Origin of the sequence: Bacteroides sp. MSSM.1001136sp1_RTP21357st2_D2_RTP21359_211015, assembly GCF_040913205.1 — a bacterium.
Classification (GTDB): domain Bacteria; phylum Bacteroidota; class Bacteroidia; order Bacteroidales; family Bacteroidaceae; genus Bacteroides; species Bacteroides ovatus.
On the sequence record NZ_JBDFVF010000001.1, the window covers coordinates 366,959 to 389,394 of the forward strand.

At 41.2% G+C, this 22,436-nt stretch carries 14 protein-coding genes; 11 read left to right on the top strand and 3 right to left on the bottom strand.

What is annotated here, in order from left to right:
- The first annotated feature begins 35 nt into the window (after window positions 1-35).
- Window positions 36-1,205, top strand: a complete 1,170-nt coding sequence (locus AB5217_RS01540; RefSeq protein ID WP_149943335.1) for a phosphatidylinositol-4-phosphate 5-kinase — start codon at window positions 36-38, stop codon at window positions 1,203-1,205.
- A gap of 197 nt (window positions 1,206-1,402) precedes the next feature.
- Here AB5217_RS01540 and AB5217_RS01545 read toward each other — a convergent pair whose 3' ends face one another.
- Window positions 1,403-2,341, bottom strand: coding sequence for a ribose-phosphate pyrophosphokinase (locus AB5217_RS01545; protein ID WP_004295826.1), 939 nt, complete (start codon window positions 2,339-2,341; stop codon window positions 1,403-1,405).
- Between the two features lie 153 nt (window positions 2,342-2,494).
- Here AB5217_RS01545 and AB5217_RS01550 point away from each other — a divergent pair, with 153 nt between their 5' ends.
- The 9 genes from AB5217_RS01550 to AB5217_RS01590 all read left to right on the top strand — a co-directional run bounded on the left by AB5217_RS01550 (window position 2,495) and on the right by AB5217_RS01590 (window position 19,783).
- Window positions 2,495-6,814 (top strand): DUF5113 domain-containing protein, encoded by a 4,320-nt coding sequence (locus AB5217_RS01550; protein WP_368112657.1) that lies wholly within the window; start codon window positions 2,495-2,497, stop codon window positions 6,812-6,814.
- Window positions 6,815-6,848: 34 nt separating this feature from the next.
- Entirely contained in the window at window positions 6,849-7,577 is a 729-nt protein-coding gene (locus AB5217_RS01555) for a DUF5932 domain-containing protein (protein WP_004295828.1), read from the top strand.
- Between the two features lie 35 nt (window positions 7,578-7,612).
- The gene (locus AB5217_RS01560; RefSeq protein ID WP_004325842.1) at window positions 7,613-9,067 is read left to right on the top strand and encodes an AbgT family transporter; all 1,455 of its coding nucleotides are present in this window, start codon (window positions 7,613-7,615) and stop codon (window positions 9,065-9,067) included.
- A 99-nt stretch (window positions 9,068-9,166) separates the two neighbouring features.
- The gene (locus AB5217_RS01565; protein ID WP_004308903.1) at window positions 9,167-9,754 is read left to right on the top strand and encodes an RNA polymerase sigma-70 factor; all 588 of its coding nucleotides are present in this window, start codon (window positions 9,167-9,169) and stop codon (window positions 9,752-9,754) included.
- A gap of 77 nt (window positions 9,755-9,831) precedes the next feature.
- Window positions 9,832-10,860, top strand: a complete 1,029-nt coding sequence (locus AB5217_RS01570; protein WP_004295831.1) for a FecR domain-containing protein — start codon at window positions 9,832-9,834, stop codon at window positions 10,858-10,860.
- A 127-nt stretch (window positions 10,861-10,987) separates the two neighbouring features.
- A complete protein-coding gene (locus AB5217_RS01575; protein ID WP_195646457.1) occupies window positions 10,988-14,377 on the top strand; it encodes a TonB-dependent receptor in 3,390 nt (1,129 codons plus the stop codon).
- 28 nt (window positions 14,378-14,405) lie between these two features.
- Window positions 14,406-16,220 (top strand): RagB/SusD family nutrient uptake outer membrane protein, encoded by a 1,815-nt coding sequence (locus tag AB5217_RS01580; RefSeq protein WP_149943332.1) that lies wholly within the window; start codon window positions 14,406-14,408, stop codon window positions 16,218-16,220.
- A gap of 73 nt (window positions 16,221-16,293) precedes the next feature.
- Window positions 16,294-17,733: a sulfatase gene (locus AB5217_RS01585; protein WP_211480459.1), complete on the top strand. Its 1,440-nt coding sequence runs from the start codon at window positions 16,294-16,296 to the stop codon at window positions 17,731-17,733.
- Between the two features lie 52 nt (window positions 17,734-17,785).
- Complete coding sequence (locus tag AB5217_RS01590) at window positions 17,786-19,783, top strand: glycoside hydrolase family 2 TIM barrel-domain containing protein (RefSeq protein WP_410521103.1); 1,998 nt, start codon at window positions 17,786-17,788, stop codon at window positions 19,781-19,783.
- A gap of 63 nt (window positions 19,784-19,846) precedes the next feature.
- Here the strand turns inward: AB5217_RS01590 and AB5217_RS01595 are convergent, their stop codons facing one another.
- Window positions 19,847-20,245, bottom strand: coding sequence for a DUF2809 domain-containing protein (locus tag AB5217_RS01595; protein ID WP_004295836.1), 399 nt, complete (start codon window positions 20,243-20,245; stop codon window positions 19,847-19,849).
- A 241-nt stretch (window positions 20,246-20,486) separates the two neighbouring features.
- Here AB5217_RS01595 and AB5217_RS01600 point away from each other — a divergent pair, with 241 nt between their 5' ends.
- Window positions 20,487-21,380 carry a flagellar motor protein MotB gene (locus AB5217_RS01600; protein WP_004295837.1) on the top strand — a complete coding sequence of 298 codons (894 nt, stop codon included), beginning with the start codon at window positions 20,487-20,489 and terminating at the stop codon, window positions 21,378-21,380.
- Between the two features lie 199 nt (window positions 21,381-21,579).
- Here the strand turns inward: AB5217_RS01600 and AB5217_RS01605 are convergent, their stop codons facing one another.
- Window positions 21,580-22,428, bottom strand: coding sequence for an Arm DNA-binding domain-containing protein (locus AB5217_RS01605; protein WP_004295838.1), 849 nt, complete (start codon window positions 22,426-22,428; stop codon window positions 21,580-21,582).
- Between the last annotated feature and the right edge of the window lie 8 nt (window positions 22,429-22,436).

A 22,436-nucleotide genomic window follows, 5' to 3' on the forward strand; every position in this document is an offset into this window, starting at 1 on the left:
AATTGTAATTCTAAAATGAGTAACGACTAAAACCAATGAGGAAATATCTATATACTACACTTTTATTGGCTCTTCTTGCACAAGAGGGAGTGATGGCACAAGAAAATGAAGGAAAAAAAGGCGGATTTTTCGGAAAAATTAAAGATACATTCTCCACTGAAATAAAGATTGGCAACTATACTTTTAAGGATGGCAGTGTCTATACAGGAGAAATGAAAGGGCGAAAACCGAACGGAAAAGGAAAAACGGTTTTCAAAAACGGCGATGTCTTTGAAGGTGAATATGTGAAGGGGAAACGTGAAGGATATGGTATTTATATGTTTCCTGACGGAGAAAAGTACGAAGGACAGTGGTTCCAGGACCAGCAGCATGGAAAAGGTATCTATTATTTTATGAATAACAACCGTTACGACGGTATGTGGTATCAGGATTATCAGCATGGTGAAGGAACAATGTATTATCATAACGGTGATTTATATGTAGGTCATTGGGTGAATGATAAACGTGAAGGCGAAGGTACATACACTTGGGCAAACGGTGCTAAATATACCGGTCACTGGAAAAATGATAAGAAGAACGGCAAAGGTACCATGAACTGGGACGACGGCTGTAAGTATGAAGGAGACTGGAAAGATGATGTCCGTCACGGAAAAGGGGTATTTGAATATACCAATGGAGATAAATACGATGGTGACTGGGCGGATGATATTCAACACGGAAGAGGTACTTACTACTTTCACACGGGCGATCGTTATGAAGGTTCTTATCTCTTAGGTGAACGCACCGGTGAAGGAGTTTATTATCATGCTAACGGCGACAAGTATGTAGGTAATTTCAAAAATGGCATGCAAGACGGAAAAGGTACTTTTACCTGGACGAATGGTGCCGTGTACGAAGGAAGCTGGAAAAACAATAAACGTGATGGCAGAGGAGTCTATAAATGGAGCAATGGCGATGTTTATGACGGTGACTGGAAAGACAACCGTCCCAATGGACAGGGTACTCTGAAAACCGTTGCTGGGATGCAATATAAAGGTGGCTTTGTTGACGGATTGGAAGACGGACAGGGCGTACAAATCGATAAAGATGGTAATCGCTTTGACGGATTTTTCAAACAAGGAAAGAAGAATGGTCCTTTTGTAGAAACAGATAAAGATGGAAAAGTAATCAAAAAAGGAACCTATAAATTCGGAAGACTTCAATAGATGATAGGTGATAAATGATAGTGGGCTGCGCATTGCGTGGCCTATTTTTTTGCATGTATGTACCTGGTGATGGAATAATGATAAATGGTATGGTACAAAGAAAAATGGATAATAACCCAAAGCGGTCATTATCCATTTTATAATTTCCTGTTGAAAGTAACTTCAACTATCAACTAGCATTTGTCACCTATCATCTATTAAATGATGTATTGTGAACTGATAGATTCGTTATTCATCACTCGTTTGATTGTTTCAGCAAACATATCGGCAATACTCAACTGTTTTACTTTCGGACATTTCTTTGCGTATGGGATGCTGTCGGTAAATACCATTTCTGTCAGGGCAGACTCTTGCACGCGGAAAGAAGCCGGATCAGACATTACGCAGTGGCTGGCGATGGCGCGTACAGATTTGGCACCGGCATCCAACATGATGTTGGCTGCTTTGGTAATTGTTCCTGCAGTGTCTACGATATCGTCAATCAATACTACGTTTTTACCTTCTACGTCACCGATGATTTGCATAGATGCTACTTCATTGGCTTTTTCACGTGATTTGTTACAGAGTACCAATGGTACACCGAGGTATTTGGAGAAAGTGCTGGCACGTTTTGAACCTCCTACGTCCGGTGTAGCAATAACCAGATTTTCCAGTTGCAATGACTGGATGTAAGGGAGGAATACAGCTGATGCATACAAGTGATCTACCGGGATATTGAAGAATCCTTGAATCTGGTCTGCATGCAAGTCCATCGTAATCAGTCGGTCGATACCTGCAACAGACAGCAGGTCGGCTACCAACTTAGCGCCGATAGATACACGGGGTTTGTCTTTTCTATCCTGACGTGCCCATCCGAAATAGGGGACTACAGCTACAACGCTCTTTGCAGACGCGCGTTTTGCAGCATCGATCATCAGGAGAAGTTCCATTAAGTTGTCTGAGTTAGGGAAAGTGGATTGAACCAGGAATACGTGTGCGCCACGAATTGACTCCTCATATGAAACTGCAAATTCGCCATCGGCAAAATGGGTAATGTTCATATTTCCCAGAGGACAATCCAGGCTTGCGCAGATTTTTTCTGCCAGATATCTCGAGTTCGTTCCCGAGAATACCATAAAGGGTGCTTTTTCGCTCATTTTGTAATAGATGTTACCTATTTGTTAATTTGCCTGCAAAGGTAGGAATTTCTCTTATTATTTAGAAGGACTTATTGTATAAAAAATATTTTTCTCTCCAACTTATCGGAAATATTTGTAGATTTGCTTTCTGAAAACAGTTAATAGTCAAAAATGAGTTCACGCTTTCCTTTATATATAATAGGTATAGTGTTGTTTGCCTCTTTTTTTTCGTGCACTGATATGGTGCCGACCAAAGAGGTGCGCCTGATTGATTCATTAAACGGGAAAGCGTATGCTTATCGTTATCGAAGCCTGGATTCTTCTTATAAATATGCCAATGAAGCCTATAGACAGGTGAATTTCTACAAGTCGGGGAAAGCGGAAGCATCCAACAACCTGGGGTTCTGTGCTTTTATGGCTATGGACTTTGACCGGGCGGAAGCGTTGCATAAGGAAGTATATAAACTGACTAAAAATGAACTCGAACTGTTGATTGCCGACATCGGACTGATGAAAATCTGTCAGCGGACGGCTATGAACAAAGAATTTTATGATTATCGTAATAGTGCGCTCAAGCGCATGAAACGTATTCGTGAAGAGAGTGATTTGTTTGCCGACCGTCACGAGGCACTACGGCTGGATTATGCATTCACCGAATTTTTCATCGTTTCTTCTATTTATTATTACTATCTGCAGCAACGGCAGGAGGCCATCACATCTCTTAACTGGATTCCGGAAGATGAAGCTTTGACAGATACTAATCAGTTGCTTTATTATCATTATATTAAAGGTTCGGCCTCGTTGGTGGAAGCAACCAAGCCGGAAGACCGGAAAATGCGTGAGTTCGACCAACTTTATATTACCTGGCGGACAGCTGTTCAGACTAATCATCCTTATTTCGAAGGAAATGGTCTGCAAGGATTGGCTAATCTGATGGTTTCACCTAATAATTTCGAACTTTTTCGGACGAGAAGGGGATATGCGCTGGATCAGTTTGGGTTTCCCGTAGATTCGCTTTTGCCTTTGCGAATGGCACAGCGTGCGCTTGAAAAATTTCGTGAGTACAATGATTTGTATCAGATTGCTGGTGCGTATGTGTCTATCGGTAAATATATGAATGAGCACGGACGTTATACGGAGGCATTGGATACGCTTGCAAAAGCGTTAGATTGTGTGAATCAACATCACATGCTCTATTATCACCATGCGGCGGATACATTGGATAAACTACATGTTTTTGTAGAAGGAGATACGACTTATACCGGGGTTCCATGGATCATGCAGGAAGATGTGAGAACGGTACCTGAATGGATCTCAAGGATTCGGGAGCAATTGAGCGTGTCGTATGCGGGGCTCGGGATGAAGTATGCTTCTGATTACAACCGGAATATATATTTGGATATTTTAAATTATACCCGTCAGGATAAGGAGTTGGAGAGCCGCTATCTTTCATTGGAAGCCGATTCACGACAAATGACGCTTGTACTTTCTTTGGTTATTGTCGGACTTGTATTGGTGGTTATTCTTTGGTGGTTTTTCAATAAACGGTCTAAAATAAGGAATCAGGTAGACGTGGAGCGTCTGCAACGGATTCTGACTCTTTGCCGGGATATAACTTCGTCCATTCCGATGAATGTTCCATTAATTCAACAAGGTATCGATCAATTATTTGGGAAAGGACGTCTTCAACTGGAAATTCCGGAGGAAGGAAAAGCGGCACTGGTTCCTCTGCATCGGTTGAACCGTGATGAAAAAGCATTGGTGTATGTGCTTGAACCGTATATTGTTTGGGCTGCGGACAATGAGCAGATGGTGGAAGCGTTGAGTGACGAGCGGATGCAGTTGGAAAAGCAACGGTATGTTTACGAACAACATATTGCGGGAAATAAACGTCAGAATCTTATAAAGAAGGCTTGTCTGGGCATTGTCAATGGTATTAATCCTTATATTGACCGTATCTTGAACGAAGTGCATAAGTTGACGGAGCGGGGGTATATTGATAATGCGAAGATTAAGAAAGGGAAGTATCAATACATTGATGAGCTGGTAACTACGATTAATGAGTACAACGATATTCTGGCTCTTTGGATTAAGATGAAGCAAGGAACGCTTAGCCTGAATATTGAAACTTTCAGTCTCAATGAACTGTTTGAGCTGCTAGGCAAGGGAAGACGTGCTTTTGAAATGAAAAATCAGAAGTTGGAAATTGAACCGACTACGGTTATGGTGAAGGCCGACCGGGCACTAACTTTGTTTATGATTAATACGCTGGCGGAAAATGCCCGTAAATATACTCCGGAAGGAGGAACAATTAAAGTGTATGCCCGTATTACGGAGGATGCGTATGTCGAGATCTCTGTGGAGGATAACGGAAGAGGTATTTCCGAAGAGGATGTGGCGCATATCATTGGTGAGAAGGTGTATGATTCCCGCGTGATCGGAATGAAGAATGCAGCCGATCCGGAAGTGTTGAAAGAAAACAAAGGTAGTGGTTTCGGATTGATGAATTGTAAGGGAATCATTGAGAAGTATAAGAAAACGAATGATTTATTCCGGGGATGCGTTTTTGATGTGGAGAGTGAACTGGGGAAGGGAAGCCGTTTTTATTTTCGTTTGCCTTCGGGAGTGCGTAAAGCAATGGGGGTATTGTTGCTTTGCTTGTTGCTTCCGTTGGGGATGGTTTCTTGTCTGCATGATCCGATTCCTCCCATGTTGCAGGATGGCGATTCGATTGTAGTAGTTATGGATTCTGCGTATGAGGATTTGCTGGATGTAGCGTCGGATTATGCGAATGCTGCCTATTTTGCTAATGTGGATGAAAATTATGAGTTGGCTTTGCAATATATAGATTCTGCAATGCTTTTTCTGAATGAGCATTATGAAAAATATGCGCGTCCGGATCGTCCACATCGGTATATGAAGCTGGTAGGTGAGGGAACGCCTGCTGAAATCAGTTGGTGGAACGAATTGTTTGATTCGGATTATCATGTAATTTTGGATATCAGGAATGAGGCAGCGGTTGCTTTTCTGGCTTTGAAACAGTTGGATGCATATAGTTATAATAATTCGGCATTTACGGATTTGTATAAGTTGCAGGGAGAGGATCAAACTCTCGAAGCATATTGCCGGCAGTTGGAGCGTTCGAATACCAATAAGACGGTAGGGATTATTTTATGCTTTGTTTTATTGATTGTTTCGTTGGTTGGATATTATTTTCTGTACATGAGAAAACGTTTGCAGAATCGTTTGAATCTCGAACAGGTACTTGAGATTAACCAGAAGGTGTTTGCTGCATCTTTGGTGAGACCGCAGGAACAGGAAAATGCAGAGGCACTTCAACGGGAAGAGAGTACGCTTAAAGAAATTCCGCAGCGGATTGTGGATGAAGCATTTGGTTCGGTAAATGAATTACTGACGATTGACCGGATGGGAATTGCCGTTTATAATGAAACGACACACCGGCTGGAATATGCTTCTCGTCCCGGACAGGAAATGCCGGAAATGGTAGAGCAGTGTTTTAGTTCCGGGAAATATCTTTCTGAACAGCATCTTCAGGCAATTCCGCTGATGGTGGAAGCAGGGGGCGAGCATCAATGTGTCGGTGTGCTTTATCTGGAGCGCAGAGAAGGAACGGAACAGGAGACGGATCGACTGCTTTTTGAACTGGTAGCTCGTTATGTGGCTATTGTCGTGTTTAACGCAGTGGTGAAACTGGCTACAAAATATCGGGATATCGAGTCGGCACACGAAGAAACACGTCGGGCTTCCTGGGAAGACAGCATGTTGCATGTTCAGAATATGGTGCTTGACAACTGTCTGTCGACTATTAAACATGAGACGATTTATTATCCGAATAAAATCAAGCAGATTGTAGGGCGGTTGAATGCGCAGAATCTTTCGGAAACGGAGGAGCGTGAAGCGGTGGAGACTATGACGGAATTGATTGAATACTATAAGGGAATCTTTACGATTTTGAGCTCGTGTGCTTCCCGTCAATTGGAGGAGGTCACTTTCCGGCGTACGGTGATTCCGGTACAGGAACTTTTGGATGCTGCCGGAAAATATTTCAAGAAGTTGATAAAGAATCGGCCGGAGAGGATAGAATTGGAAATAGAGCCGATGGAGGCGAAGGTGATAGGAGACGTGAATCAGTTGCGTTTTCTATTGGAGAATTTGATTGATGAAGCATTGACTGTACGTGAAGATGGAGTGATACGTTTGCAAGCGCGCAAGGATAATGAATATGTTCGTTTCCTCTTTACGGATACGAGACGCGAGAAGAGTGTGGAAGAGTTGAATCAACTATTTTATCCGAATCTGGCACGTATGACTTCCGGTGAAAAAGGGGAGTTGAGGGGAACGGAATATCTGGTATGTAAGCAGATTATCCGTGACCACGACGAATTTGCGGGGCGTAGGGGATGCCGTATCAATGCCGAGCCGGCTGAAGGCGGCGGGTTTACGGTTTATTTCACTATTCCGCGCCGATAAAAGGAAAACACATAAAAGTTATTAGATAAGGAACATGGAAGAACAGAAGTTTAAAGTTATTATTGTAGAGGATGTAAAACTGGAGTTGAAAGGGACAGAAGAAATATTCCGTCATGAAATACCGAATGCAGAAGTGATCGGCACGGCAATGACGGAAAGTGAGTTTTGGCCGTTGATGGAGGCCCAGCTTCCCGATCTGGTATTGTTGGACTTAGGACTGGGAGGTTCTACGACCATTGGTGTTGATATTTGCAAGAATATATTCAAACGTTACAAAGGAGTTCGGGTATTGATCTTCACGGGTGAGATTCTGAACGAAAAGTTGTGGGTGGACGTATTGAATGCCGGTGCCGATGGAATCATCCTCAAAACGGGTGAGCTACTGACGAAAACAGATGTACAGGCTGTGATGGATGGAAAGAAATTGGTATTTAACTATCCGATTCTGGAAAAGATTGTAGATCGTTTCAAGAAATCGGTAGCCAATGATGCCAAGCGTCAGGAGGCTGTCATCAGTTATGATATTGATGAATACGATGAACGTTTTCTCCGTCATCTGGCTTTGGGTTATACGAAAGAGATGATTGCCAATCTGAAAGGAATGCCTTTTGGTGTGAAATCATTGGAGAAACGGCAGAATGATCTTATCGGACGTCTTTTTCCGAATGGAGAACGAGTGGGAGTGAATGCTACCCGGTTGGCAGTACGTGCATTGGAATTGCGTATTATTGATCTGGATAATCTGGAGCCTGACGAGGAGTAGTTGCTAAAGCAAACGAAAAATAATCCCGGAAAATGATGAAGAATAAATGGCGTATGCCCCATCCCGCTACGATGTTCCTTCTGCTAACAATGGCAGTGGTCTTTCTTTCATGGATATGCGATATCTATGGGTTGAAAGTGACATTGCCACAAACAGGTGAGGACATCCGTGTACAAAGCCTGTTGAGTCCCGAAGGAATCCGTTGGTGGTTGCGGAACGCTATTAAGAATTTCACGGGCTTTGCTCCGTTAGGTATGGTGATAATTGCTATGTTTGGATTGGGAGTGGCACAACATTCCGGTTTTATTGATGCATGTATCCGCATGGGGGTGGGAAACCGACAGGAAAAGAGGAAGATCGTCTTGTGGGTGATTGTACTTGGCTTGTTGTCGAATGCCATTGGTGATGGTGGATATATCATTTTATTGCCTATTGCTGCTATGCTGTTTCAATGGGTGGGGCTTCATCCGATTGCAGGGATTGTTACGGCTTATGTTTCCGTTGCGTGCGGGTATAGTGCTAATATTGTATTGAGTACGATGGACCCGTTGTTGGCGCATACCACGCAAGAGGCTGCACTGGCACAAACGGGTTATCAAGGGAATACAGAACCTCTTTGCAATTACTTTTTTATGAGTGCTTCAACGGTGGCCATTACGGCTATTGTGTATTGGATTACTCAAAAATGGCTTCTTCCTACGTTAGGTAAGTATGAAGGCAGTATGAAGGTGGTGGCTTACCATCCTCTGTCTCGTAAAGAGCGGCGTGCCATTATGATTTCCATTGTTGTGGCAGCTATCTATGTGGCTCTTATCTTGTGGCTTACTTTTTCTTCTTATGGAATTTTGCGGGGTGTGAATGGTGGTTTGATGCATTCGCCTTTTATTGCCGGTATTTTGTTTTTGCTTTCTTTGGGAGCAGGTATTACGGGAATGGCTTATGGATTCAGTTCCGGACGGTATCGCACTGACAATGATGTGATTGAAGGACTTACGCAGCCAATGAAGCTTCTTGGAGTGTATTTCGTTATCGCTTTCTTCGCTGCGCAGATGTTTGCCTGTTTTGAATATTCCCATCTGGATAAATGTCTGGCGATTATGGGGGCTGACTTACTTTCTTCGTTTGAACCGGCTCCTTTGTCTGCTCTTGTTCTGTTTATTCTGTTTACGGCATTGATAAATCTGATTATGGTATCTGCTACCTCCAAATGGGCTTTTATGTCTTTTATCTTTATCCCGATGTTTGCACAGATGGGAATTGCTCCGGATATAGCACAATGTGCTTTCCGTATCGGAGATAGTTCGACGAATGCCATTACTCCTTTCTTATTCTATATGCCTCTGGTGCTTACCTATATGCGGCAATATGATAAGCAGATTACGTATGGTTCATTGCTGAAATATACTTGGAGATATTCATTAGGCATCCTGGTTGTCTGGACATTGCTGTTTATCGTTTGGTATTTGTTGAAAATACCGATGGGATTGTAGGGTTAAGGAATGATTGCCGGGCTCCGGTTTATCTGATTGGAATTTTGTTTTTCTGAATTAATCGCTATATTTGCACCGTTCCTTAAAGAAAGACAACGAATGAATCTACCAGAAATCTCTGAAAATCTAATTGAACAGTTAAATCACGGTAATACAAAAGCATTTGATAAAATCTATCATACCTACTACCTTTATTTGTGTGCGATAGCTGTTTATTATGTGCATGACAAGAGGGTGGCAGGGGAGATTGTGAATGATGTCTTTGTCGCTTTTTGGCAGAATCGCCACCATATCACTCACCCGGCTCTTCCGTACTTGCGGCGTGCTATTCAAAACGCAAGTATTAGTTATCTGCGTTCTTCCTACTTCAACGAAAAACAGATGACGGAACAGATGGAAGAAATCTGGGCTTTTCTCGAAAATCATATTCTTTCTTCCGATAATCCTTTGCAGGCATTGGAGCATAGCGAAATGAATACCATCATCATGAAGAAGGTGGAGGAATTGCCAGCTAAATGCCGTGCCATATTTAAAGCAAGTTTGTATGAGGGTAAGACATACAGTGAAATTGCCGAGGAGCAGAATATTAATGTGACCACTGTAAGAGTACAGATGAAAATAGCATTGACTAAGCTACGCGAATCACTGGGTACTCCTTATATGATAGCTATTTTGATGTTTCTCTAAAAAAAATCGCTTTTCTTTTAAACGTTTCTTTTTTTATTGCGTATCTAGTTATATACACCCATAGAAAAAGTACGTTTATGAATGACTCTTATCATATAGAAGAATTGGAAATCCGGATAAGCAACTATCTGTCCGGTAACTGCACCGAAGAGGAGAAAGAAGCTCTGTTCGCTTATCTGGCTTCCAATGAAGATGCAGCTAAAATTTTCCGGGAGATGTCCGCAGTATGGGCTGTTTCTTCTGTGCCTGCATTTGCCAAAGTAGAGGATGCTAATTTATCACAGATAAAAGAAAAAATAGCCGCTGCTGAGATGAAACCTGTCCGTTCGCGGAAGATAGTTCCTGTGTGGCTGAAGGTAGCTGCTGCAATTATTTTGTTGTTGGGCTGTAATTACTTCTGGTACACTTATACTGAAAATCTTACGGAAGTATATACGAATGCGGATTCTCCTTATGAAATTAAAGTGCCAGCTGGTTCGCGGACGAATATTGTGCTTCCGGATGGAACAGAGGTTTCATTGAATGCGGGTTCTGTGTTACGTTATTGCCGTGGGTTCGGTATTCGTGAACGTGATGTTACGCTTGATGGCGAAGGATATTTCAAGGTGGCGAAAAATGAGAAGATTCCTTTCTTTGTAAATACGAATGGTGTACAGGTAAAGGTGGTAGGGACTGTTTTTAATGTACGCGCTTATGATGACGATAATTATGTAATGGTGTCTTTGTTGGAAGGTCGTGTCAATTTAGCCACTTTGTCCGGTTCGGTAATGAAACTATTCCCTAGCGAACAGGCTTTTTACGATAAGAATACGGGCCGCATGGAGAAAATGAAATCAAATGCTAGTTCTGCCTGTGACTGGTTGGATGGTGGCCTGACATTTGAAGATGCTCCATTTGCCGACATCGCACACCGTCTGGAGCGCAAATTCCAGGTGAAGATCAGTTTAGAGAGTGAACGTCTGAAAGCGGAACGCTTTTCCGGATGTTTCAATAGTAATCAAAGTATCAATGATATATTGGGAGAAATCAACGTTGAGAAGCAATATACATGGAAAGTTAGTGGAGACACTATCTTTATAACTGACAAGAAAAAGGAGGTAAAATAAGAAAAAGTAAAGTATGATTGGGAACTTAGTCGATAGATATATCGGCGGTTCAGCGTTGTATAGAAAGATATTATGTTAACCTTTAATAGTGAAAAATATGAGATTAATAGTAAAAAGAATATTATTAATGCTTCTGCTTTTGTCTGTAGGAAACGTTTTGACTGGTGGTTTCCAGCTATCGGCACAGGAACAAAGTAAGCGATTCAGTGTGAAAGTAGATAATATTACTTTGAAAGAAGCCATTGAAGTAATAAAGAAGCAAGGCAATTACTCTTTCCTGATTCGTAATAATGACATTGATTTGAATAGGAAAGTCTCTGTGAATATAAATAACGGTACTATTAATGATGTGATGGGACAATTGCTGGCCGGTACGGACGTCAGTTATGAAGTGAACGGACCCCGGGTGATTATGTTCCATGCAGTGACACCGCAGAAAGAACAGGAAAAAGTGTTTGTCTTAAAAGGTAGAATCACTGATCCTACAGGTGAAGGGGTGATTGGGGCAAATGTGAAAGTAGTCGATTCTACGGAAGGTACCATTACGGATATGGATGGCAATTTTTCTTTGATGGTTACTCCGAATGCCCGTTTATCCATATCGTATATCGGCTATGCCACACAGGAAGTGGTGGTGAAAGATCAACGTCCTCTCAATGTAACTTTGAAAGAAGATACTCGGTTAATAGACGAAGTAGTAGTTGTTGGTTACGGCGTACAAAAGAAAGCGAACCTGACAGGTGCGGTGAGCAGTGTGAAGATGGATGATGTTTTAGGTGACCGTCCGGTGGTGTCTGTGAGTGACGCTTTGAAAGGGGCAATGCCCGGCTTGCAGATTACAGGTAATTCAGGAAGACCCGGTGAAGAAATGAGTTTCAACATTCGTGGTGTCAACAGTTTGGATAAGAATGGGAAACCGCTGGTGCTGGTGGATAACGTGGAGATGGATATTAATATGCTCGATCCGAACGATATTGAATCGGTGACTGTTTTGAAGGATGCGGCATCTTCTGCTATTTACGGAGCACGGGCAGCTTTCGGTGTGATTTTGATTACTACAAAGAAAGGCTCGGATGCAACTAAACTCTCTATTAATTATTCAAATAACTTCTCTTTTAGCAGACCTGCCAATATGCCTCATAAGGCTACTCCGCTCCAAACGGTACAGGCTTATAAGGACATGGGGACAATCAATTATCAAAGTGGTCAGAACGTAGATACCTGGTTGGGACTTTTGAAGGAATATAATGCTAATCCGTCTGCATATCCGGATGGTTATGCAATGGTGGACGGGCTGCGTTATAGCTTGGCAGAAACTGATCTTTTCGATGATATGATGGAGACTGGTTTCCAGCAAACTCATAATATCTCGGTAGGTGGCGGTACGAAAGATATTTCTTATCGTTTCTCCTTCGGTATGGTGAATGAAAATGGGGTACTGGCTTCGGATAAAGATACGTACAAGCGTTACAACGTGTCTTCTTATCTCCGCTCGGATGTGTTTTCATGGATTACTCCGGAATTGGATATTAAATATACGAACTCGAACTCTTCATTGCCGGAAACTTCCGGAGGATATGGTATATGGGGAGCAGCAGTCGCATTCCCTTCTTATTTCCCTACTGGAACAATGAATATTGACGGCGAAGAATTACCGATCAATACTCCTCGTAACTTGATTGATCTGGCATATCCGACAACTATTCAAAAGAATAATCTTCGTATTTTCGGAAAGGTTACGATCAGTCCTTTGAAGAATGTGAAGTTGATTGGTGAGTATACATTCAATCATCTAAGTAACGAGAAAACGAAATTTGAGAAGAAGTTCTATTATGCACATGGAGGTAACTTTGTGAAAGAGGTTTCCACTGCCAATTCCAAGTATGAATATTCCAATGGTATTACGGATTATAATGCATTGAACTTCTATGCTAACTATAACAACTCATGGGGCAAACATGATGTAACGGTGATGGGAGGTTTCAATCAGGAGAGTAGTGATTATCGTTATGCTGAGATGTCGCGTATGAATATGATTAATGAAGATCTGCCGTCTATTTCGCAGTCGACAGGTGATTATTTTGCTAAAGACAAATTTGAACGTTATACGGTAAGAGGGTTATTCTATCGCATTAACTATTCGTTTGCCGGCAAGTATTTGCTTGAAACGAACGGACGTTATGACGGTTCTTCCAAATTCCCGAAGAATAGCCGTTTCGGTTTCTTCCCTTCGGTTTCCGCCGGATGGCGTATCAGCGAGGAAGCGTTTATGAAACCTTTGAACTCTGTTCTTTCGAACTTGAAATTGCGTGGTTCTTGGGGTAATATTGGAAATCAGAGCATCACTCCTTACGCATATATTCCCGGTATGGATGCGGAACAGGCTTATTGGACTGTTTCCGGTATTAAAGTTACTACTTTGAAACCAGCTGCTTTGGTTAGCAATAGCTTTACTTGGGAAAAAGTAACGACAATTGATGTCGGATTCGATCTTGGGCTATTGGATAACAGATTGAATATGGTGTTCGACTGGTATCGTAGAGATACTAAGGGTATGCTTGCTCCGGGCTCTGAACTTCCGGGTGTATTAGGTGCAAGTGCCCCTTTACAGAACACGGCTGACCTTCGTTCTAAAGGTTGGGAAATCTCGGTTGACTGGAACGATCAGATCGGAAAAGTGAAATATAGCATAGGCTTTAATCTTTACGATGCGAAAACAAAGATTACTAAATACAACAACGAAACAGGACTGTTTGGCAAGGACAAGAACGATAATGAAACATATCGCGTAGGAATGGAACTGGGTGAAATTTGGGGGTATGTGACCGATCGTTTGTACACAGTGGATGATTTCGATGCAGATGGCAAACTGAAACCGGGTATTGCTAAAGTGGAAGGTTATAATCCGAATCCGGGAGATATATTATATAAGGACTTGGATGGTAATGATATTATCAACAGTGGTACCAGTACAACGAAAGATCCGGGAGACCGTAAAATCATTGGTAATAATACCCGGCGTTATCAGTATGGTATTCATGGTAGTGCAAGTTGGAACGGTTTTTCTCTGTCATTCTTGCTGCAAGGAGTTGGTAAACGAGATTTGTGGGTGATGAACGATCTGTTTTATCCGCATTATGATGCTTGGACTACCGTTTATGATTCACAGTTGAATTATTGGACTCCGGAAAATACGAATAGTTATTTCCCCCGTATTTATGAGAAAGCGGCCGGAAATACAGATGCCAATACACGTGTACAGACTCGTTATCTACAGGATGGATCGTACTTAAGTATTCGTAATATAACGCTTTCTTATAATTTCCCGTCTAAGTGGATGAGTAAGATTGGAGTTAATAATCTGGCTGTGTTCTTCAGTGGTGAGAATCTTTATACGTTCGACCACTTGCCGAAGGGACTTGATCCGGAACGTTCTGTCACGGATGATTTAGGACAACGTGGTTTTACCTATCCGTATATGAGACAGTATTCGTTCGGTATAAACCTTTCATTCTGATTGTTTCACAATTTAAAGAGTAATTATTATGAATAAATATATACTATGTGTAAGCGTTAGTCTTTGTTTTTTGATGTCGTCTTGTCTAAATGACGAATTTCTGGAGGTTTATCCCAAAGGACAGCAAACAGAAGCATCGGTCTTTACTACCTATGACAACTTTAAAACGTATACATGGGGATTGTATAACGTGTTCTTCGGATATACGTATGATACAGGGCAAACGGATGAAATTTTCCGTGGTGATTTTGAATCGGATAACATGATAAAAGGATTGGATGGATATGAAGGTCAGTGGGCATATCGCAAAGCAAAGGCTACGGATGAGTCTAAAGATTGGGATTATGATTATATCCGTCGTGTTAACCTGATGCTCGATAATATTGATCATTCGGAAATGAGTGAAACCGAGAGGGAGCATTGGAGAAGTGTGGGATATTTCTTCCGTTCTTATAAATACTTTCAGATGCTTTCTAAATTTGGTGATATTCCTTGGGTAGAGCATGCTTTGACTGAGGAAAGTCCCGAGCTTTATGGAAAACGTGATAGTCGTGACTTGGTGGCTTCCAATATTCTGTCTAATTTGAAATATGCGGAAACACATATTGGCAGTAATATCGAAGCGGATGGGAAAAATACAATTAATATGTATGTGGTGAAAGCTCTTATTTCCCGTTTTGCTTTATTTGAAGGAACTTGGAGAAAATATCATGGTTTGTCGGGAGCGGATACTTATCTGGAAGAATGTGCCCGTGCTTCTGAAGAGGTGATTAAGCAATATCCGAATGTGCATCCTAAATATGATGAGTTGTTTAATTCGGAAACACTGGATGGGGTGACAGGTATTCTTTTGTATAAGGCTTATGAAACCGGACAGTTAATGCATGGTTTGACCCGTATGGTGCGTACAGGTGAATCTTATATTGAGGCAACGAAAGACGCGGTAGACAGTTATCTTTGTACGGATGGACGACCGGTTAGCACGACGACTAGCCGTTATGGGGGTGATAAGAATATGTATGGACAATTCCGTGATCGTGATTACCGGTTGTATTTGACGATCTGTCCTCCATATATGGTGAAGAAAGAAAACGGACCCAGTACGGCTGATTGGAAATATACGGATAATGCACAGGACAGGGAATTTATAGATTTAATGGCTACGATTTCCGGTGAAACTTATCATCGTTTGCCGTCTTCCAACTTTAAAGGATTCACCGTGCAAGGACAACCTCACTTTAAGAATATGAACTGGGGACAGGGCTGGAACGCTTCCCAAATGGGCTTCTGGGTATGGAAATATTATAATACACATACTGTAGCTACCAACGCGAATGGGGTGAATACAACAGATGCCCCGCTGTTCCGTATAGGTGAGGTGATGGTAAACTATGCCGAAGCGATGTGCGAATTGAACAAATTCGACCAGGCTGCTGCGGATAAGTCTATTAACAAACTTCGGGCAAGAGCTAATGTGGCGAAAATGGTGGTGAATGATATTAATGATGCTTTTGATCCGAAGCGTGATCCTTCCGTTCCTGCTCTTTTGTGGGAAGTGCGTAGAGAGAGACGAGTTGAATTGATGGGCGAAGGTTTCCGTTTGGATGATTTGCGCAGGTGGAAGAAAGGAGACTATGTTAACAAACAACCGCTGGGTGCCTATGTGACAGGGGCTTCGGCCAAGAATTTGAAAGTAACGGGTGGTGCAGGTGCTGATGAAGGATATGTTTATTTCTTTGATACCCCGCTTGGATGGCAGGAACATTATTATCTGTATCCGTTGCCTTTGAAGCAATTGGCGTTAAATACGAATTTGGAACAAAATCCGGTATGGACAAAGTAATTTTAAATTGAAATGATGCACAAGACCTGTAATATTTTAGTATATTGCAGGTCTTGAAAATTTAAGGTAGAAAATGAAAAATAGAATATCAATAAAATATGTGTTTTTTTGTGGAACAGCTTGCTGCATCTCATCTATACTACGTGCACAACAGGATGCATCCCAAATGAATGTGCTTTTTATAATGGCTGATGATATGCGCCCCGAACTGGGGTGTTACGGGGTGAATGTAGTGAAAACTCCTAATATGGACCGTTTGGCGGCAAGTGGCGTCTTGTTTCAGAATGCGTATTGTAATATTCCTGTGAGTGGGGCATCCCGGGCTAGTTTATTGACGGGTGTATATCCTCATTACCCCGATCGCTTTATTAGTTTTTCCGCCTATGCCAGCAAAGATTGTCCCGAAGCAATACCTATTTCGGGATGGTTCACCCGGAATGGTTATCATACTATTTCGGACGGCAAGGTGTTTCATCATATCAGCGATCATGCGGATTCGTGGAGTGAGCCTCCTTACCGGAATCATCCGGATGGATATGATGTATATTGGGCGGAATATAATAAATGGGAACTTTGGATGAATTCGGAATCGGGAAAAACGGTTAATCCGAAAACGATGAGGGGACCTTTTTGTGAATCTGCTGATGTTCCTGATACTGCCTATGATGATGGGAAACTTGCAAACCGAGCTATTCGTGACTTGAAAAGGATGAAGGAGGCTGGCAAACCTTTCTTCTTGGCTTGTGGTTTCTGGAAACCTCATTTGCCGTTCAATGCCCCAAAGAAATATTGGGATTTATATAAACGGGAGGAAATACCTTTGGCTACCAATCGTTTCCGACCTGAAGGATTGCCGGAGCAGGTTCGTAATTCGAGCGAGATATATGCGTATGCACGGGTTGCGGATACGAGTGATATTGACTTCCAGCGGGAGGTAAAACATGGATATTATGCTTGTTTGAGTTATGTGGATGCACAGATTGGCAAGGTATTGGATGCATTGGATGAACTGGGATTATCGGATAATACAATTGTGGTTTTGTTGGGAGATCATGGCTGGAATCTGGGAGAACATGATTTTATAGGTAAACATAATCTGATGAATACTTCTACTCATGTACCGTTGATTGTCCGTGTGCCGGGAATGAAAAAAGGAAAAACAAAATCGATGGTGGAATTTGTTGATTTGTACCCGACTTTATGTGAACTTTGTAAACTGCCTGTTCCCGCTGAACAGCTAAGCGGGCAAAGCTTTGCCGGGGTTTTCAAGAATCTGAAAGCTAAGACGAAAGGTGAAGTCTATATTCAGTGGGAAGGAGGAGATAATGCCGTTGACCGGCGTTATAGTTATGCGGAATGGATGAAAGGCGACGTGAAGAAAGCCAGTATGTTGTTTGACCATCGGATTGACGGGAAGGAAAACAAGAATCGGGTCGATGAAAAAAAATATAAGAATAAGGTTGAATCATTATCTTCTTTTATCAGAATAAAGAAGTCATCATTAAAGAAATAATATGAAAACAGTTTTATTACAGTCCAGCCGTTTGGTATCGGTTGTTTTATTCATGCTTTACGGAATGTCGATGTTTGCCCAGCGACAGGATATCTTGCTAAATAATGATTGGAATTTCCGGTTTTCGCATCAGGTACAGAAGGGAACAGAGGTAAGAGTTGATTTGCCTCATACTTGGAATGCGCAGGATGCTTTGTCCGGTAAGATAGACTATAAACGGGGAATTGGTAATTATGAGAAGAATTTATTTATTCGTCCCGAATGGAAAGGAAAACGTCTTTTTATTCGTTTCGAAGGAGTGAATAACATTGCAGATGTGTTTATAAATCGTCGTCATATAGGTGAGCATCGTGGGGGATATGGAGCTTTTATCTTTGAGATCACAGGAAAGGTGGAATATGGAAAAGAAAACTCTATATTAGTACGGGTGAATAATGGTGAACAGTTGGATATTATGCCTCTGGTCGGTGACTTTAATTTTTACGGAGGTATTTATCGTGATGTACATTTGTTGATTACTGATGAGACGTGTATTTCTCCTTTGGATTATGCTTCCCCCGGAGTACGTCTGATACAGGATAGTGTGAGCCATCGGTATGCTAAGGTACGGGCTATTGTTGATTTATCAAACGGGAGTAGTGGTAATCAGGAAGTGGAGCTTAACGTACGCCTGTTAGATGGTCAAAGGGTGGTGAAAGAAGGAACAAAGAATGTGAATCTTTTTGGAAACGAAGTAATGCAGCAGGAACTTACATTTGAAATCGATCAGCCTCATTTGTGGAATGGTCGTCAGGATCCTTTCCTTTATCAGGCAGAAGTGACTCTTTTCCGGAATGGTCAGATGGTAGATCGTGTTACACAACCGTTGGGACTTCGTTTTTACCGGATCGACCCTGATAAAGGTTTTTTCCTGAATGGAAAACATTTGCCTCTTCAAGGCGTTTGCCGTCATCAGGATAGGAGTGAGGTGGGCAATGCGCTGCGCCCGCAACACCATGAGGAAGATGTGGCATTGATGTTGGAGATGGGAGTGAATGCTGTTCGTTTGGCGCATTATCCGCAGGCTACTTATTTTTATGATCTGATGGATAAAAATGGTATTATTGTATGGGCTGAAATACCTTTTGTGGGTCCTGGTGGATATAATGATAAAGGTTTTGTGGATTTACCTGCTTTCCGTGCCAACGGAAAAGAGCAGCTCAAAGAACTGATTCGTCAACATTATAATCATCCTTCTATTTGTGTATGGGGGCTGTTTAATGAGTTGACGGAGTTGGGAGATAATCCGGTTGAGTACATCAAAGAATTAAATGTGCTGGCACATCAGGAAGATACTACCCGGCCTACGACCTCCGCAAGTAATCAAATGGGAGATTTGAATTTCATAACGGATGCTATTGCTTGGAACCGTTATGATGGATGGTATGGTGGCACTCCCGCTGATTTGGGGAAATGGTTGGATCGAATGCATAAGGATCATCCGGAAATATGTATTGCTATCAGTGAATATGGTGCCGGCGCAAGTATTTACCATCAACAAGATTCGTTGGTTAAAACTGTACCAACTAGTTGGTGGCATCCTGAAAACTGGCAGACGTATTATCACATTGAAAACTGGAAAACAATCTCTTCCCGTCCTTATGTATGGGGGAGCTTTGTCTGGAATATGTTTGATTTTGGCGCTGCACATCGCACTGAAGGAGACCGTCCCGGAATTAATGATAAAGGTTTGGTTACCTTCGACCGGAAAGTTCGTAAAGATGCTTTCTACTTCTATAAGGCCAACTGGAATAGGGAAGAACCAATGCTTTATTTAACAGGCAAACGTAACACAGTACGTACACAACATTTGCAAACAATTACTGCTTTCACGAATCTGTCAGGAGCCGAATTGTTTGTAAACGGTAAGAGTTATGGTAAAGCAATACCGGATTCGTATGCTATTCTGGAATGGAAAAATGTGGAACTAGAACCTGGTGAAAATGAAATAAAGGTTGTTTCCACTAATAAGAAGTTACCTTTGAGCGATAGTTTTCATTGTAGATTGTGATAGGTAGTTTAAATGCTAATCGGAAAGAGCACTGTAAACAAAGTAGGTTTGCAGTGCTTTTTTCTAGGGGTTTCTCTTTTGGGAGATAATAATCCTTCCTGAATCTATAACAGCGGATAATGATACTCCAACAGTATAACAGATCATATCTGACCATAGAAAACCATGTCCAAAGATTAATGCTCCAAGTGTGGTGTTTCGTACAGTATTTGCCCAGTCTGCTTGGTATAGTTGGCTAATTTCTATACAATAAGAAAATAATAAGGAAATAACAATGGTCTTGAGTATAGATAATGACGGGAAAAGAAAGCGTATTCCACAATACACCATGGCTGCCCAAAGCGTATCGCCTGAATACTCTGCGATAAATTCGGGCAATATATCACCATGTTTTCGGGAAGCCAATCCTAACACTATAATTGCGGAAGTAATTGCTAAATAAATCCAACGTTTGTTTTTCACGCAGTAATGTTTTAGTATGGTGCAAATTTATAAAATTAAGTTGGATAACTTGGCAGGATGGATCAAACTCTGATAAAAACAGATTTTATTTACATACTAAACTTTTCGTTCTTTTGAAATGTTATAAGGTCGTTCGAGCTTTATCTCGATAAATGTGTTCATAACCAACCGATTTACGCAATTGTTGTGGAAACGGCTGCAGTTGGTCACTTAAAAAATTAGTAATTAAAATAATAGAGTTATGAAGAATCTTTTTCGACCGTTGTTAGTACTGACAGGATGTATAGTATTGGCGAGTTGTGTAAGTCAGAAGCAATTTAAAGGTTTAAAAACTGATTATACAAAGTTGCAAAAAGAATATCAGGAAAGTCAATTGCAGCTAAGAGAAAATCAGGCACGTTCAACAAGTCTTGAGGAGAGACTTGCCGAAGCGCAGCGGAATAATAGTGAGTTACGCAAGAGCTTGTCCGATATGCAAAGCATCTTGAATAAGAGTCTTACACAGAGCTCTCAAGGGAATATGAATATGGGTAAGTTAATAGATGAGATCAATGCTTCAAACCGTTTCATCCAGCATTTGGTTAAAGAAAAGAATAGATCAGACTCTTTGAATCTCGTAATGGTCAATAAACTTACCCGTTCGCTTACCCGTGAAGAGATGCGTGACTTGGATATTAAGGTATTGAAAGGTGTTGTATATATTTCCTTAGCAGATAACATGCTTTATAAATCAGGAAGTTATGAAATTAGCAATAAAGCAGAGGCTGTGCTTAGTAAAATAGCCAAAATCATTCAGGACTACAAAGATTATGATGTTCTGGTAGAAGGAAATACAGATACCGATCCGATATCTCGTACGAATATACGTAATAATTGGGATTTGAGTGCGTTGCGTGCTTCATCTGTTGTTCAGGCATTACAGAATATTTATGGTATAAATCCCAAACGCCTGACTGCTGCCGGTCGAGGTGAATTTAATCCGGTAGCCGGTAATGATACGGCAGAAGGAAAAGCTCGTAACCGCCGGACCGAGATTATTATAACTCCTAAACTGGATCAGTTTATGGATTTGATAGATCAGGCTCCTGATAATTCTTCATCAGGTATAATGGGGGATGAGAATACAAAAGAGTAAAGGAAATATTTCCATCTAGGGCTAATAATAAAGCGATGAATTTGAATTCATCGCTTTATTATTAGCAATTTGAAACAGATACAGTAAAGTGTTAGAGGTATCTATATTTTATTTTCAGAGCTTGAGAAATTGCTCTATTTTATAGAGAGTCCGATTTGAAATGAGTATTGCTGATTTTAAATGTTTTCGGCAGATGGACCTATTTTGAAAATTCAAACTCATATGGATAAGGAGTTTGATTCCATGAAACCCATTCTATCTTTCCATAATTATGCAAATCACATGGGAAAACCACAGAATAGTCCCATGGATTATATCGATATGGTATGTCAACATATTGACAAGCATATTTATTTGAATATAGCCAATGATATCCTGTTTTAGAGTCGCTATATATTGCTACCATAAAATATTTACCAATCTTTACTTTAGCGGAAGTATATGTTTCCTTTATTGACGAGGCAAATATAGAATAAGTAGCATCAACTATGCTACCATCTTTCTTTTTAATTTTTGATTTTGACAGCAAATTCCAAGTTTCATCTTGTATTTTTTGATAATCAAGTATATTCCCTGAAAAAGTTTGCTTTTTCACATCAAATTCCTCATTGTTGTCAGCCTTAAATAATAAAAATGTGGTGGAAATATTTTCGTAATCAGACTCTGGAGTAAGAGCTTTGTATCCATTTAGCCAAATTTCCTGAATGTCACTTTTTTCTTCATCACTTTTACTACATCCAACTACTATCAGTGCAGTCATAATTAAAAATAGAAGTTTTTTCGGGCTGACCCCAAAGGAACCCTGAATGCATTTGATGCTGTCAAGTTTCTCTTGGTATTCATTGAGTATATTACGTAGTTTGGTATTGATTAGTGCTGCGTCTGGACGTTTGACTACTTGCCCGTTTTTGAATTGTGAAAGACTGTCGACTTTGAATCGAGTGACAATGTACTTTGTTTCTTCTTTGTGATGGATGGCTATACAAATTTTGTGAGATCCATCACTTAACACCTTTGCTGGGATTAGAGCTAATCTGATTGTTGCCATAGTTTCAA

What these genes read in the sequence shown, in the direction of transcription:
- AB5217_RS01565 (WP_004308903.1), top strand. Translation starts at nt 9,167, where the DNA reads ATGAATCTACCAGAAATCTCTGAAAATCTAATTGAACAGTTAAATCAC.
- AB5217_RS01590 (WP_410521103.1), top strand. Translation starts at nt 17,786, where the DNA reads ATGCTTTACGGAATGTCGATGTTTGCCCAGCGACAGGATATCTTGCTA.
- AB5217_RS01585 (WP_211480459.1), top strand. Translation starts at nt 16,294, where the DNA reads ATGAAAAATAGAATATCAATAAAATATGTGTTTTTTTGTGGAACAGCT.
- AB5217_RS01600 (WP_004295837.1), top strand. Translation starts at nt 20,487, where the DNA reads ATGAAGAATCTTTTTCGACCGTTGTTAGTACTGACAGGATGTATAGTA.
- AB5217_RS01540 (WP_149943335.1), top strand. Translation starts at nt 36, where the DNA reads ATGAGGAAATATCTATATACTACACTTTTATTGGCTCTTCTTGCACAA.
- AB5217_RS01555 (WP_004295828.1), top strand. Translation starts at nt 6,849, where the DNA reads ATGGAAGAACAGAAGTTTAAAGTTATTATTGTAGAGGATGTAAAACTG.
- AB5217_RS01560 (WP_004325842.1), top strand. Translation starts at nt 7,613, where the DNA reads ATGAAGAATAAATGGCGTATGCCCCATCCCGCTACGATGTTCCTTCTG.
- AB5217_RS01575 (WP_195646457.1), top strand. Translation starts at nt 10,988, where the DNA reads ATGCTTCTGCTTTTGTCTGTAGGAAACGTTTTGACTGGTGGTTTCCAG.
- AB5217_RS01545 (WP_004295826.1), bottom strand. Translation starts at nt 2,341, where the DNA reads ATGAGCGAAAAAGCACCCTTTATGGTATTCTCGGGAACGAACTCGAGA.
- AB5217_RS01570 (WP_004295831.1), top strand. Translation starts at nt 9,832, where the DNA reads ATGAATGACTCTTATCATATAGAAGAATTGGAAATCCGGATAAGCAAC.
- AB5217_RS01580 (WP_149943332.1), top strand. Translation starts at nt 14,406, where the DNA reads ATGAATAAATATATACTATGTGTAAGCGTTAGTCTTTGTTTTTTGATG.
- AB5217_RS01550 (WP_368112657.1), top strand. Translation starts at nt 2,495, where the DNA reads ATGAGTTCACGCTTTCCTTTATATATAATAGGTATAGTGTTGTTTGCC.
- AB5217_RS01605 (WP_004295838.1), bottom strand. Translation starts at nt 22,428, where the DNA reads ATGGCAACAATCAGATTAGCTCTAATCCCAGCAAAGGTGTTAAGTGAT.